We start from the raw sequence: 13,731 nt of genomic DNA on the forward strand, positions 1-13,731 counted from the left end.
TGGCAGGCGGTGTGGCTCGCAACTATCGCACTGCCGCATCACCGGCGTGCCAAGGGCTGTCCTTCGACGGACAAGGTCAGCACGCAGGGGGCGACGGGGCCGGGCAGCCCGACGACCTCACCCATGATCTGCCAGCCCCAGGACGAGAAGGCGGCTTGTCCGGCCCGGTCGGCAGGATGCAGCAGGGTGACCCCGAGGGAGGAGCGCAGGTCTGTGAGCAGACGCTGTTGCAGCCGGCGGGCGATGTCGCGGCGTTGAGCGTGCGGATGGGCCACGACCTGGGTGAGGACGACGAACCGTGCCCGGGAAGTGAGCCGCTGGATGATCTCCTGGAGCGTTCCGCCGCTCTGCCGGCCGTCGGAGCCGTCAGAGCCCACCGGAAAACCGAAGGCGCAACCGACCAGCACCGTCGTCTCGGCGACCAGCAGGGCGAAGCCGGGGCGGTGGGCGGTGACCGCCAAGCGGTGCAGGAAGTCGTCGCGGTCGTGGTATGCCTCTCCGACGGTGCCCGCGACGGACTCCGCAGCCAGGTCGGCGATGTCCTCGCGCATGTCTTCTGCCTGCCGGCGGGTCAGCCGGCGAAGGCGGATACCGTCCCTGAGGACCGGCTGGTCCGGCCGACGAGCGGGGTCTTCGGGTGCCCGCGTCGCGGTACTCACGAGGTCGCTGGATGCGGTGGGCGGCACGGGACTCACGGGGGCCGTGAGGAGCAGCGAAGTCGATTCCGCGGTGGCATCGAGGAGCCGGGCGATCTGAGCGCACGGATGGTGCAGTCGCAGGTGAGCGTGGACCCGGCCGGCGCGCCGTGCTGCCGACAGGAGGACGTCCAAGCCCCTGGCGTCGCAGGAGCCGACCGTGGTCAGGTCGATGTCGATCTCGGTGACGCCGTCCAGCAGACACTGCTCCACTGCGGCCCGCAGCAGCGGCGTGGTGGCCGGCCCGATGTCGCCGGCAAGCGTGACGAGCGTGCGCTCTCCTCGGTTCCGCCGATGGATGTCCAGCCGGGAAAGGGCCACCACGTCTCTCCTCGGCGGGGTGGCGGACCTGCGCGGGCGATCCGCGCGACTCCTGCCGTGATGAGCTCGCTGAGTTGCTTCGACCGCGGCGGACATGGTGCCGACCCGTCTCCGCGCCGACCACGGGGGCGGCCCGGATTCACTCGTCTCTCGCCGAGGACGACCCGGCGTGGGAGCCGGAGTGCGTGATGCCCTCGGTACTTCAACCGTACGTCTGCCGCAACCGGAAGCGGCTGCGTCGAAGGACGCGCACCTCACAGCGGAGGGCCGGCGGGGTAAGGGCAGGGGCGCCATCCCGCCCCTGCCCTGCCGCGGCAGGTGCCACAGGATGCGCGCCGGCTCTGGACCAGCACTGGCCGCGGCACAGTGCCCTGAACACAGCACAGCGCTGCCGCCCGCGATCGAAGCCGGACGGCAGTGCGGGTGGACGAATTGAATGCCAGCTCACTTCCGAACCCGCACGCGACGCGACCTCCGCTCACCGGGTCTCCGAACCCATCCGAGCGAAACGTCCCACGCCAGAAGGATGGCCCCTGAGCGAAAGCCAGCTTTCGGAAGGCGTTGCGGACGCCGTTCAGCGGTTCGCGGCCGGGGAACAGTAGAGCTTGTTGGTCAAAAGCACCGCCCACCGGCCGCCGGTGGGGGAGATCCACATGCCTGTGCCGGTGAATCCGTAGTGGATCCAGACCTCCTCCTCGGCAGTGGTGCCGGGAGCCGGATGCCAGAACAGGCCGCGAGCCGGCCCCGAGAAACCCCAGCTCAGGGCCACACCAGGCAGTACGGCTGATGCCCCGCCTCATGCAACCGATGGCTGAAGTCCTGCCACTCGTGCAGCAACTGGTACACGTTGAACGCGTCCCGCGGCCCACCCCGGTCGGGGACCGTCGACCAGATGAAGGCCGCCGCGCCGACCGCTTCCTCGCCGATGCCGCGGAGGGGGTCGACGACCGTCATGGGGAGTTTGACGACCGCGTAGTCGGGGTGCAGGACGACCAGTTCCAGGGGTGGGACCTTGTGCAGGGGGACGCCCTCGATGCCGGTCAGCACCATCGCGGCCATGGTCTCCGGCTTGATCTTGGTGAACATGCCGTTCATGCCCAGCTCGTCGCCGCCGAGTTCTTCGGGACGCATCGAGATGGGGACGCGGGCCGCGGTCGCGCCGTCCGGCGCGCCGAAGTATTTGTACGTCACCCCCACCCGACCACCATTCCTGCTCCCCGCCCGGAGGCGGTCGGCCCGCTGGTCGAGCCGGCGGTCGAGATCCCGGTCGATCTGCCGGTCGTACCGCTCGGGCTCACTCGGTACACCCTGTGTCTGTCGTGCGTCGGTCTGACGTGTCTCGGTCGTTTCCTCCGCGTCGCGCCGGTGCCTTCCCCGCCGGGCACGTCGAGGACCCAGGTCATCAGTCCCCTCGCCCAGTCCGCCACCGCGATGCATATCTCCACCCGACTGCTTTTCTAGGACGCGTGGCCCCCGCCGCGCAACCCGATCATCGTGTCAGTGACCTCCCCCACGGCCGCCCGCCGAAACGTGCGGTGGAACAACTGTCCACGCGGGGGATTCCCGGCCCTGATCATCCGGCCCCTGATGAGTACGTGCGTATGGGCTTTGTGTATCAGGTCTCAGTCTCGCAGATGAGGGATGGCACCGCTGTGATCTTGGGGACCCGCCGCGTCCGAATCCCGCCCCGCCGCGCCCGACCGGCCTCGCGGACCGCGGTCGATCCCGGCGTCGACCGCGGTCCGGCCGGGGCTCGGCACCGCCTTCGGCCTACCCTGAGGAGGTCACCCCGCAACCGGAGTCCGAGAAGCCGGAGTAGTCGCACGTCATGAGTGCCATGAGCGAAACGCCCTATCCCTACGAAGCGCCCGTCTCACAGGCGCTCTTCGACCGTGCCTCCGTCGTCACCCCGGGCGGTGTGAACTCCCCGGTGCGCGCCTTCCGCGCCGTCGGCGGCACGCCCCGGTTCATGGTGTCGGGCAAGGGGGCCTACCTGACCGACGCCGACGGGCGCGAGTACGTCGACCTCGTGTGCTCCTGGGGGCCCATGATCCTCGGGCACGCGCACCCCGAGGTCATCGCCGCCGTCCAGGAGGCCGTGGCCCGCGGTACGTCCTTCGGCACGCCCGGCGAGGGCGAGGTCGCGCTCGCCGAGGAGATCGTCGCCCGGGTGGAGCCCGTCGAGCAGGTGCGGCTGGTCAGCAGCGGGACCGAGGCGACCATGTCCGCCATCCGGCTGGCCCGGGGGTTCACCCGGCGGTCCAAGGTGATCAAGTTCGCCGGTTGCTACCACGGGCACGTCGACTCGCTGCTCGCCGCGGCCGGCAGCGGGGTCGCCACCTTCGCGCTGCCCGACACGCCCGGTGTCACCGGTGCCCAGGCCGGCGACACGATCGTGCTGCCGTACAACGACCTGGAGGCCGTGCAGGAGGCCTTCCACCGGCACCCCGGTGAGATCGCCTGTGTGATCACCGAGGCGTCGCCGGGCAACATGGGCGTCGTGCCGCCGGACCCCGGCTTCAACCAGGCCCTGAAGGACTCCTGCCGGAGGAACGGCGCCCTGTTCATCTCCGACGAGGTGATGACCGGCTTCCGCACCAGCCGCGCCGGGTGGTACGGCGTCGAGGGCGTCGCGCCCGACCTGATGACCTTCGGCAAGGTCATGGGCGGTGGCTTCCCGGCCGCCGCGTTCGGCGGGCGTGCCGACGTGATGGCCCACCTCGCCCCCGCCGGGCCCGTGTACCAGGCCGGCACTCTCTCCGGCAACCCCGTCGCCACCGCCGCCGGTCTCGCCCAGCTGCGGCTGCTCGACGACGCCGCCTACGACAAGGTCGATGCCGTCTCCGAGCAGATCCGGACGCTCGTCAGCGAGGCGCTGTCGAAGGAGGGCGTCGCGCACCGGGTGCAGACCGCCTCCAACATGTTCTCCGTGTTCTTCACGGACCGGCAGGTGCGCGACTACGAGGACGCCAAGCGGCAGCAGTCGTACCGTTTCACCGCGTTCTTCCACTCGATGCTGGCGAACGGCGTCTATCTGCCGCCGTCGTCCTTCGAGTCCTGGTTCGTGTCCACGGCCCACGACGAGCGGGCCCTTCAGAAGATCGCCGACGCCCTTCCGGCGGCGGCCCGGGCGGCTGCGGAGGCCACGGCAGAATGAGCGACAGCACCAAGGACGTCACCGTCGTCCACCTGATGCGGCACGGCGAGGTCGCGAACCCGGACGGGGTCCTGTACGGGCGGCTGCCCGGCTACCACCTGTCCGAGCTGGGCCGGCAGATGGCCGAGCGGGTCGCCGAGCACCTCGCCCCCCGGGACGTCACCTATGTCTGCGCCTCCCCGCTGGAGCGGGCGCAGGAGACGGCCACGCCGATCGCCAAGGCGCACGGGCTGGATCTCGACACCGACGAGCGGCTGATCGAGGCCGAGAACGTCTTCCAGGGCAAGACGTTCGGCGTCGGTGACGGCGCGCTGCGCAATCCGGACAACTGGAAGCACCTCGTCAACCCGTTCCGGCCGTCCTGGGGCGAGCCGTACGTGGACCAGGTCGTGCGGATGATGGGCGCGCTGAACGCGGCCAAGGACCGGGCGCGGGGGCACGAGGCGGTGCTGGTCAGCCATCAGCTGCCGATCTGGATCGTGCGCTCGTACGTCGAGCGGCGGCGGCTGTGGCACGACCCGCGCAAGCGGCAGTGCACGCTCGCCTCCCTGACGACTTTCACATACCTGGGTGACAAGATCGTGTCCGTGGGCTACAGCGAGCCCGCCATCGATCTGGTCCCGGTCCATCTGCGCGCCGGCGCCAAGCCCCAGAAGGGGAAGGGCACCGCCCAGGGGAAGGCCTTCGGCGCCTGAGCGGCATCAGCCGTCACTGACGGTCCGTTTGGTGTCGCTTAGCGCACTTTCACGGTTGTCGTTACGAAAATCATAAGAATCTGCGGAACCTCCCCGATCGTCCTGCCCTCTGACTGGGTGTCCAGCAGGCAGCGACGAATCGGGGATCTCCATGCCCACCTTCTCCCGGACCTTCTCCCGGCGGGGAATGCTCGGCCTCGGCGCGGGGGCGGCGGCCGCCGCCTCGCTCGCCGGCTGCGGGAGCCTCACGTCCTCGGACGGCGGCGGCCACCCGAACGGTTCCGGCCAGGGCAAGCCCGGGCGGGGGCACGGGGACGGGAAGGGGAGCACCGCGCATCCGGCGCGGCCCATCGGTGACGGCTCCACCTCGTTCACCGGCAGGCAGCCGCACCAGCCGGCCAAGCCCGAGCCGCTGGAGCCGGGCCAGACCCCGCCCCAGTTCGTGATCTTCTCCTGGGACGGCGCCGGCGAGGTCGGCAACGGGCTCTTCCCGCGCTTTTTGGACCTGGCCGAGGAACACGGCGCGTCCATGACCTTCTTCCTCTCGGGGCTGTACCTGCTGCCCGAGTCCAAGAAGCGGCTGTACGAGCCGCCGAACAACCCGCGCGGCGCCTCCGACATCGGCTACCTCGCCGACGACCACATCAAGGCCACGCTGACGAACGTGCGCCGGGCCTGGCTGGAGGGGCATGAGATCGGCACCCACTTCAACGGGCACTTCTGCGCCGGCACCGGCACGGTCGGCAACTGGACCCCGCAGCAGTGGGAGAGCGAGATCCGGCAGGCCAAGGCGTTCGTGAAGGAGTGGCGGACCAACACCGGCTGGACCGATCTGCCGTCGCTGCCGTTCGACTACGACAAGGAGCTGGTCGGCGGTCGTACGCCCTGTCTGCTCGGCCAGGACAACCTGCTGCCCACCGCCCGGAAGCTGGGCTGGCGCTACGACGCCTCCTCGCCGGGCGGCCGTCAGGTGTGGCCGGGGAAGAAGCTGGGGATCTGGGACCTGCCGTTGCAGCAGATACCTTTCCCCGGACGTTCCTTCGAGGTCCTGTCCATGGACTACAACATGCTCGCCAACCAGTCCCTGAACTCCACCAAGGCGCCCGCCTACAACTACCCCGGCTGGCGCAAGCAGTCCGCGCAGGCGTACATCCAGGGTTTCCAGCGGGCGTACGAGACGAACCGGGCGCCGTTCTTCGTCGGCAACCACTTCGAGCAGTGGAACGGCGGCATCTACATGGACTCGGTCGAGGAGGCCTTCAAGCACATCGCGCGCGAGAAGGAGAAGGGCGCGGACGTACGGCTGGTCTCCTTCCGGCAGTTCGTGGACTGGATGGACGCGCAGAAGCCCGAGGTGCTCGCCAAGCTGCGGACGCTGGAGGTCGGGCAGCGGCCGGCGGGCGGCTGGAAGGAGTTCCTGCGGGGTGGCGGGTCCGCCTCCTCCGACGCCGTCTGAGTCGGCGCCCGATCGGGGGCAGGTGCCCGAAATGTCCCGTGTAAATACGCCCTGAAATGCGGTTTTCCGCCCGGCAGGGGGGTGCGCAAGATCCCCGGAACAGGCATGCGAAACTTTTCACATGAGTACCCGTAGCCGCGCCGTCCTGCTCAGCGCCGTGGCCGCCGCCGCGGCCTTGTCCCTGTCCGCGTGCGGCAAGGGCGGCACCTCCGGAGGCGGTGGCGACACCCACTTCGTCACCGGCAACAACGGCATCGACACCGTCCCGGCCGGCAAGCGCGCCACGGCCCCGGACCTGTCGGGCAGGACCATCGACGGCAAGACCCTGGACGTCGCCGACTACAAGGGCAAGGTCGTCGTCGTCAACGTCTGGGGCTCGTGGTGCGGACCGTGCCGCGAGGAGGCGCAGTACTTCGCCAAGGTCTCCAAGGAGTACCAGGACAAGGGCGTCCAGTTCGTCGGCATCAACACCCGGGACACCAGCACCACCCCGGCCGTGAACTTCGAGAAGGAGCACGGCGTCGAGTACCCGAGCCTGTACGACCCCACGGGCAAGCTGATGCTCCGCTTCGAGAAGGGCACCCTCAACCCGCAGCTCATCCCCTCCACGCTCGTCATCGACCGGCACGGCAAGGTCGCCGCGCGGGCCCTGGAGGCGCTCGACGACACGGGCCTGCTGAAGATGCTCAAGCCGGTCCTCGCGGAGAAGTGACGTGAGCGCGCTGCTGACGCTGGCCGCGGAGACGGGCCGGAACGAGACGGTCCTGCACGGCGCCCTGCTGATCGCCCTGCCGATCGCGCTGCTCGCCGGGCTCGTCTCCTTCTTCTCGCCCTGTGTGCTGCCGCTGGTCCCCGGTTACCTCTCCTACGTGACCGGCGTCGCGGGCACCGACCTGGCCGAGGCCAGACGGGGGCGGATGGTGGCCGGCGCCTCCCTGTTCGTGCTCGGCTTCAGCGCCGTGTTCGTCTCCGGCGGTGCGCTCTTCGGCTACTTCGGCGCCAACCTGATCGACTACCAGGGCACCCTGTCCAAGGTGCTCGGCGTGCTCATGATCGCCATGGGCGTCTTCTTCATGGGGCTCCTGCCCTGGTTCACCATGCGCGAGTTCCGCTTCCACAAGCGGCCGACGGGCGGGCTGCTGGGCGCGCCCGTGCTCGGCGCCCTCTTCGGCGTCGGCTGGACGCCCTGCATGGGCCCGACGCTCTCCTCGGTGAACTTCCTCTCCTTCCAGGAGTCGAGCGCGGCCCGCGGCTCGCTGCTGATGGTCGTCTACTGCCTCGGCCTCGGCGTGCCGTTCGTGCTCACCGCGATCGGCTTCCGCAAGGCCCTCGGCGCCTTCGCCTGGGTCAAGCGCCACTATGTGTGGGTGACGCGCATCGGCGGCTCGATGATGATCGTGACCGGTGTGCTGCTGCTGACCGGCGCCTGGAACAGTCTGGTGCAGCAGATGCAGACCTGGTCCGGCGGCTTCAATGTGGGGATCTGACCGATGAGCAAGACCGACACCGACACGAGCCAGGACCGGGAGGAGCTGGGAGCGGCCGGCTCCCAGCTGTCCACCGCGCCGCAGGAGGAGCAGACGAGCCTGCCCGGCCTCGGCGTCATCGGCTGGGCGCGCTGGTTCTGGCGGCAGCTGACCTCCATGCGGGTCGCGCTGCTGCTGCTCCTGCTGCTCTCGCTCGGCGCGATCCCCGGCTCGCTGATCCCGCAGACCGGCGCCGACGCGAGCAAGGTCGAGGACTTCCGCGCCGCCCACAAGACGCTGGCGCCCGTCTACGACAAGCTCGGCCTGTTCCACGTCTACAGCTCGGTGTGGTTCTCCGCGATCTACATCCTGCTGTTCGTCTCCCTCATCGGCTGCATCGTCCCGCGCACCTGGCAGTTCGTCGGCCAGTTGCGCGGCCGTCCGCCGGGGGCGCCCAAGCGGCTGAACCGGCTGCCCGCCCACACCACCTGGCGCACCACCGAGGACCCCGAGCGGGTCCGTGAGGCCGCGCTCGCGCTGCTGAAGAAGCGCCGCTTCCGTGCCCACGTCGTCGGTGACGCCGTGGCCGCCGAGAAGGGCTATGTGCGCGAGCTGGGCAACCTGGTCTTCCACATCGCCCTGATCGTGCTGCTGGTCGCCTTCGCCTCGGGCCAGCTCTACAAGTCCGACGGCACCAAGCTGATGGTGGAGGGCGACGGCTTCTCCAACGCGCTGCCGATGTACGACGACTTCAAGTCCGGCAGCCTGTTCCGCAACGACGACCTCGTGCCGTTCAGCTTCGACCTGAAGGACTTCAAGGGCACCTACGAGGTCAGCGGCCCCAACCGGGGCACCCCGCGCACCTACGAGGCGAAGATCACCTACAGCAAGGGCGCCTACGGCAAGGAGCGGTCGACGACCGTCAAGGTCAACGAGCCGCTGAAGATCGACGACGCCAAGGTCTACCTGGTCAGCCACGGCTACGCGCCCGTCATCACGGTCCGCGACGGCAAGGGCGAGGTCGTCTACCACGACGCCGTACCGCTGCTGCCGCTCGACGGCAACGTCAGCTCCAACGGCGTGGTTAAGGTGATGGACGGCTACCGCGACCCCCAGGGCAAGAAGGAGCAGCTCGGCTTCCAGGCGTTCTTCGCGCCGACGCTCGACACGCGGAGCGGGACAATGCTCTCGCAGTTCCCGGCCCTGCTGAACCCGGTGCTCGCGGTGAACGCCTACCACGGCGACCTGGGCGTGAACTCGGGCATCCCGCAGAGCGTGTACCAGCTGGACAAGAAGCACATGACGGCGTTCAAGGACGCCAAGGGCCAGCTGTTGAAGAAGCTGCTGAAGCCGGGCGACACCATGGCGCTGCCGGGCGGCGCCGGCTCCATCACCTTCGAGAAGGACATCAAGGAGTGGGCCGGCTTCGAGATCGTCCAGGAGCCGGGCGGCGGCTGGGCGCTCACCGGTGCCCTCGCCGCGATCTTCGGCCTGGCCGCCTCCCTGTTCATCCAGCGCCGCCGGGTCTGGGTGCGCGCGGTGCGCGGTGCCGACGGCGTCACGGTGGTCGAGATGGCCGGGCTCGGCCGCAGCGAGTCCGCGAAGGTGCCCGAGGAACTGGGCGACCTAGCCGGAATCCTCTACGACCAGGCGCCGGGGGCACCCGACCCCGACGACGACTCCGCAGCAACCCCCGACCCCCAAGTCGTACCTGCCGAAGGGGCTGAGAAGTGACTCTCGCCGCCGCAACCGATCTCGCCGCCGCGACCAACGAACACCTCGCGAGCATCAGCAACACGCTGATCTACTCGTCGATGGCGGTCTACACCCTGGCCTTCTTCGCCTACATCGCCGAGTGGCTGTTCGGCAGCCGCAGCAAGGTCGCCCGTACGGCCGCCGCGCTCACCGCCGACAGCGAGCGGAGGGCGGACGGGCCCGCCCTCACCGTGAAGCGGGCCGGCGGCACCGCCGTGCTGGAACGGCCGAAGGTCGTCGTCCGCTCGGCGTCCGGCGCGCGGGACGTGCCGGACGGGCCCGGCGCGCACGGCGGTGACGAGCAGGGCGACCTCTACGGCCGGATCGCCATCTCCCTCACCGTGCTCGCGTTCCTGGTGGAGCTGGGCGGCGTCGTCGCCCGCGCGGCCTCCGTGGAGCGGGCGCCGTGGGGCAACATGTACGAGTTCAACATCACCTTCTCCACGGTCGCCGTCGGCGTGTACCTGGCGCTGCTGGCCCTGAAGAAGAACGTGCGCTGGCTCGGCCTGTTCCTCGTCACGACGGTCCTGCTGGACCTGGGCCTCGCGGTCACCGTCCTGTACACGGCCAGCGACCAGCTCGTGCCGGCCCTGCACTCGTACTGGCTGTACATCCACGTCTCCACCGCCATCTTCTGCGGTGCCGTGTTCTACGTCGGCGCGGTCGCCACGATCCTGTACCTGTGCAAGGACTCGTACGAGAACAAGCTCCAGCTCGGCGGCAAGCCCGGGAAGTTCGCCTCCTCGGTGCTGGAGCGGCTGCCCGCCTCCGCGTCCCTGGACAAGTTCGCCTACCGGGTCAACGCGGCCGTCTTCCCGCTGTGGACGTTCACGATCATCGCGGGCGCGATCTGGGCGGGCGACGCCTGGGGCCGGTACTGGAACTGGGACCCGAAGGAGACCTGGTCCTTCATCACCTGGATCGCCTACGCCTGTTACCTGCACGCCCGGGCCACGGCCGGCTGGAAGGGCCGCAAGGCCGCCTACCTGGCGCTGATCGCCTTCGGCTGCTGGCTGTTCAACTACTACGGCGTCAACATCTTCGTCACCGGCAAGCACTCCTACGCGGGCGTGTGACCGCCGTGACCGGAAGGCCGGTTCCTGTGACACGGGTCACGGGAACCGGCCTTCGCCGTGCGGACAGGCAACAGGGCGTGGACATCATCTGTCCGCGGGACTCGGGGAGTTCCGGGGTTTCGAGATGCTTTGCGAGTTTCGTCCGAGCGCGGGAGAGCCGCGAACGAACGGTGCCGACGGGCACGCCGAGCGCGTCCCGGCCCCGCCGACGGAAGCGGTGTAGCGCCGTTGGGCTTGCGGGGCCGAGCCGGGAGGTGACCGCGGCACCGCGGTCGGGCCCCAGAGGGAGGCACGCCGATGACCCAGCTTCCGGAGTTCCCGGACCACGACCTTCCGCCGGCCCGTGACCGACTCCGCAAGGAGCATCTGATGACCGAGATCCGGCGCACCGGCGAACAGTCCGCGCCGCGGCGCAGGAAGTGGCTGCGTCCGGCGCTGGCCGCCGCGGCCGTGGCGACGGTCGCGGCCGTCACTTTCGTCGTCCTGCCGTCCTCCTCCGCCGGCGGCGGCGCGAGCACGCGGCCGCCGAGCAGGGCGACGGTGGCGCTGCTGGAGGACATCGCGCTGGCCGCCGAGCACGACACCGCCTACGGCACCGTCCGCGACGACCAGTTCGTCTACGTGGACAGCAAGGTGTCGTACTCCAAGACCTCCGACGAGACGACGACCGTCCAGCCGCTGCACCGGCGAGAGGTCTGGATGTCCGTCGACGGCCGGCACAACGGCCTGCTCCGGGAGGCCGGCAGCAAGCCCATGGTGATCGAACCCGACCTCAGGCCCGGCGGCCCCCGCTGGGAGGTCTCCGCGTTCTACCGGCACGTGGAGAAGCTACCCGCCGACGCCGGCGCGATGTACACCTGGCTGCGGAAGACCGCGCCGAAGTACACCGGGCAGGAACCGAACCAGGCCATGTTCGTGCTGGTCGGCGATCTGCTACAGGACGCGATCGTGCCCCCGCGGCGGAGCGCCGCGCTGTACCGGGCGGTGGCCCGGATCCCCGGTGTGACCGTCGTGCCGGACGCCGTCGACGCGGCCGGCCGGCACGGCGTCGCCATCGCCCGCAAGGACCCCGACAACCCGACCCGCGACGAGTGGATCTTCGACCGGAGGACCCATGAGTTCCTGGGTGAGCGCAGTGTGGCCACCGAGGACTACACGGGTAGGAAGAAGGGGCAGGTCACCAGCGACACGGCGGTGCTGCGCCGGGCGGTCGTGGACCGCCCGGGGGAGCGGCCGTGACCACGTGCGCATCCCCGGGCCCGGGGGCAGGCTGGTTCCATGAGCGGTTCCATCGCACAAGGCACCAGCCAGACGCACGGGAACACGCACATCCTGCACTTCGTGGTGCGGCTCCCCCGGCGCATGGAGGAGGTCTGGGCCGCGCTGGCCACGCCCGAGGGGCTGGCGTCCTGGTTCACCGCCGCCGACGTGCTCGAACCCCGGCTCGGCGGCGCGGTCACCCTGCGCGACCTGGGCGACGGGCAGGTCACCGCGTGGGACGTGGACCGGATGGCGGAGTACACGGTCGGGGGCGGCGGCCGGCTCCGGTTCCATCTGGAGCGGGACGGGGAGGACGGCAGCGTGCTCCGCTTCACCCATGAGTTCCAGGGCGAGGAGGAGACGGAACAGCGCTGGCGGAGCCGCTTCGAACGCCTGATCGAGGCGCTGGAGCCGGGGCGGGGCTGAGCCTCTAGGAGACCGCGGGCAGGCTGTCGTGGGCCACCGAGGCGATCCGGTCCCGCAGCCGCTCGACGTACAGCCGCATGTTCTTCGCCGCGACGTCCGTGTCCGGGTACCGGCTCGCCAGCCAGAGCCCGTCGGGCAGCCGGTTCACCCACACGCACACCTGGTCGCCGTACGACACCCGCATCAGCCCGTACGCCTTCAGCTCCGCCCACCGCTCGGCGCCCGGGATGGCGCGGGCGTCGACGTACGACACGATCGAGTACAGGTCCGGGGAGGTCGGCCGGAAGTCCGCGCCGAGCAGGCGCAGCACCCGGGCCAGCGGCATCCGGGCCAGCGACCGGTTCGCCTGGAGTTCGGCACGGACCGCCCGCAGGGCGTCCGGGAAGCCACGGGTGCGGCCCACGGGCACCTCGATCGGGGCGCCGCCCACGTACCAGCCCACCGAGTCCGTCCACCGCGACTTCACCCGGGTGTGGAAGGGCACCACCGTCCGGTACACCGGCTGCCCGCCGAGTTCGTGCACGATCAGCCCGGTCGCGGCCAGCAGCCCGACCAGGCTGCCGCCGTACGGCCTGCAGTACGCCTCGAACGCCGCCGCCGCGTCCGCGTCCGCCAGCGGCTCGCACAGCATCCGCTGCGTGGGCAGCGGGCCGCCCGGGGTCAGGCCCAGGTCCACGGGAAAGCCCGGCAGCGTGCCGTCGCAGCGGTGGATGAACTCCCGCCAGCGGTCCACGAACGCGTGCCGGCCGTCGATGCCGTCCGCGTCCGCGCGCTCGATCTCGCAGAAGTCGACGTAACTCGCGGCGGGCGTGGCGGAGTCCGGTTCGACGCCGGTCAGGCCCGCCGCGTACAGCTCGTGGATCTCGGCGACCAGCCGGTGCAGGGAGTAGGCGTCGACGTTGCTGTGGTCGAAGGCCATGTAGACGCTCGCGCCGTCGTCCCGGACGACCGCCGTGTAGATCAGGTTGGGCCAGCGCAGCGCGTCCGCGACCGTGTCGAAGCGCTCCTGGAGGTGGCGGACGAGGTCGCCGGCGTCGGGGAAGTCGCCCGCCTCCGCCCGGCGCAGGGACACGTCGGCCGCGTCGAGCGTGAACCGGCGTAGTTCGTCGCCGGCCCAGCGGAAGCCGCTGCGCAGCGTCTCGTGCCGTACGGTCCAGGCCCGCAGCGCCCGCTCCAGCACGTCGAGGTCGACCGGGCCGGGCAGGTCGAACGCGGTGCCGAGCCAGGTCGGCACGAAGAGCCCGTCCTCCCGGACGGACTTGGCCGTCCTGATGTGCGACTCCTGGATGTAGGCGGGCGGCCGGGAGTCCTCCGGGAGCGCCGTCGCCGCCGCGACGGTCGCCGGGCTCAACGTCCACTCGACGAGCCGTCCCGGCCGGATCTCGCAGCGCTGGATGTCAGTGATTCGCACGCGTCTCCCATCG

The 13,731-nt window shown here is 70.3% G+C and carries 12 protein-coding genes and 1 pseudogene; 9 read left to right on the forward strand and 4 right to left on the reverse strand.

Going from position 1 to position 13,731, the window contains the following annotated elements:
• Positions 1 to 38: 38 nt before the first annotated feature.
• The 3 genes and pseudogenes from ACH4LD_RS24120 to ACH4LD_RS24130 form a co-directional block, all read right to left on the reverse strand.
• Entirely contained in the window at positions 39 to 1,019 is a 981-nt protein-coding gene (locus ACH4LD_RS24120; RefSeq protein ID WP_398056586.1) for an STAS domain-containing protein, read from the reverse strand.
• A 536-nt stretch (positions 1,020 to 1,555) separates the two neighbouring features.
• Positions 1,556 to 1,761, reverse strand: a pseudogene (locus ACH4LD_RS24125) (serine hydrolase); the annotation flags it as partial.
• A gap of 14 nt (positions 1,762 to 1,775) precedes the next feature.
• Complete coding sequence (locus ACH4LD_RS24130; RefSeq protein ID WP_003974483.1) at positions 1,776 to 2,213, reverse strand: hypothetical protein; 438 nt, start codon at positions 2,211 to 2,213, stop codon at positions 1,776 to 1,778.
• A 640-nt stretch (positions 2,214 to 2,853) separates the two neighbouring features.
• On the opposite strand from ACH4LD_RS24130, the gene hemL reads away from it, so the two are divergent.
• The 9 genes from hemL (at position 2,854) to ACH4LD_RS24175 (ending at position 12,307) form a co-directional block, all read left to right on the forward strand.
• Positions 2,854 to 4,173, forward strand: a complete 1,320-nt coding sequence (gene hemL, locus ACH4LD_RS24135) for a glutamate-1-semialdehyde 2,1-aminomutase (protein ID WP_132787136.1) — start codon at positions 2,854 to 2,856, stop codon at positions 4,171 to 4,173.
• Positions 4,170 to 4,868, forward strand: coding sequence for a histidine phosphatase family protein (locus ACH4LD_RS24140; RefSeq protein WP_132787134.1), 699 nt, complete (start codon positions 4,170 to 4,172; stop codon positions 4,866 to 4,868). The genes hemL and ACH4LD_RS24140 overlap by 4 nt, the downstream gene beginning before the upstream one ends.
• Positions 4,869 to 5,019: 151 nt before the next feature.
• Positions 5,020 to 6,324 (forward strand): hypothetical protein, encoded by a 1,305-nt coding sequence (locus ACH4LD_RS24145; protein ID WP_398056585.1) that lies wholly within the window; start codon positions 5,020 to 5,022, stop codon positions 6,322 to 6,324.
• A gap of 121 nt (positions 6,325 to 6,445) precedes the next feature.
• Positions 6,446 to 7,036 (forward strand): TlpA disulfide reductase family protein, encoded by a 591-nt coding sequence (locus ACH4LD_RS24150; RefSeq protein ID WP_181140420.1) that lies wholly within the window; start codon positions 6,446 to 6,448, stop codon positions 7,034 to 7,036.
• Between the two features lies 1 nt (position 7,037).
• Complete coding sequence (locus tag ACH4LD_RS24155; RefSeq protein ID WP_398056584.1) at positions 7,038 to 7,811, forward strand: cytochrome c biogenesis CcdA family protein; 774 nt, start codon at positions 7,038 to 7,040, stop codon at positions 7,809 to 7,811.
• A gap of 3 nt (positions 7,812 to 7,814) precedes the next feature.
• Entirely contained in the window at positions 7,815 to 9,524 is a 1,710-nt protein-coding gene (locus ACH4LD_RS24160; RefSeq protein ID WP_398056583.1) for a cytochrome c biogenesis protein ResB, read from the forward strand.
• A complete protein-coding gene (gene ccsB / locus ACH4LD_RS24165) occupies positions 9,521 to 10,621 on the forward strand; it encodes a c-type cytochrome biogenesis protein CcsB (RefSeq protein WP_398056582.1) in 1,101 nt (366 codons plus the stop codon). The genes ACH4LD_RS24160 and ccsB overlap by 4 nt, the downstream gene beginning before the upstream one ends.
• Positions 10,622 to 10,918: 297 nt before the next feature.
• The gene (locus tag ACH4LD_RS24170) at positions 10,919 to 11,860 is read left to right on the forward strand and encodes a CU044_5270 family protein (RefSeq protein ID WP_398056581.1); all 942 of its coding nucleotides are present in this window, start codon (positions 10,919 to 10,921) and stop codon (positions 11,858 to 11,860) included.
• A gap of 39 nt (positions 11,861 to 11,899) precedes the next feature.
• Positions 11,900 to 12,307 carry an SRPBCC domain-containing protein gene (locus tag ACH4LD_RS24175; RefSeq protein WP_398056580.1) on the forward strand — a complete coding sequence of 136 codons (408 nt, stop codon included), beginning with the start codon at positions 11,900 to 11,902 and terminating at the stop codon, positions 12,305 to 12,307.
• Positions 12,308 to 12,311: 4 nt separating this feature from the next.
• On the opposite strand, the gene ACH4LD_RS24180 is transcribed toward ACH4LD_RS24175, so the two are convergent.
• Positions 12,312 to 13,718, reverse strand: coding sequence for a condensation domain-containing protein (locus tag ACH4LD_RS24180; protein ID WP_398056579.1), 1,407 nt, complete (start codon positions 13,716 to 13,718; stop codon positions 12,312 to 12,314).
• Between the last annotated feature and the right edge of the window lie 13 nt (positions 13,719 to 13,731).

The organism is Streptomyces sp. NPDC017676, from assembly GCF_044329325.1.
Taxonomy (GTDB): domain Bacteria; phylum Actinomycetota; class Actinomycetes; order Streptomycetales; family Streptomycetaceae; genus Streptomyces.

Bases quoted from the DNA above. Each gene is read 5' to 3' on its own strand.
- ACH4LD_RS24175 (WP_398056580.1), top strand. From the start codon at position 11,900: ATGAGCGGTTCCATCGCACAAGGCACCAGCCAGACGCACGGGAACACG.
- ACH4LD_RS24160 (WP_398056583.1), top strand. From the start codon at position 7,815: ATGAGCAAGACCGACACCGACACGAGCCAGGACCGGGAGGAGCTGGGA.
- ACH4LD_RS24150 (WP_181140420.1), top strand. From the start codon at position 6,446: ATGAGTACCCGTAGCCGCGCCGTCCTGCTCAGCGCCGTGGCCGCCGCC.
- ACH4LD_RS24145 (WP_398056585.1), top strand. From the start codon at position 5,020: ATGCCCACCTTCTCCCGGACCTTCTCCCGGCGGGGAATGCTCGGCCTC.
- ACH4LD_RS24140 (WP_132787134.1), top strand. From the start codon at position 4,170: ATGAGCGACAGCACCAAGGACGTCACCGTCGTCCACCTGATGCGGCAC.
- hemL (WP_132787136.1), top strand. From the start codon at position 2,854: ATGAGCGAAACGCCCTATCCCTACGAAGCGCCCGTCTCACAGGCGCTC.
- ACH4LD_RS24170 (WP_398056581.1), top strand. From the start codon at position 10,919: ATGACCCAGCTTCCGGAGTTCCCGGACCACGACCTTCCGCCGGCCCGT.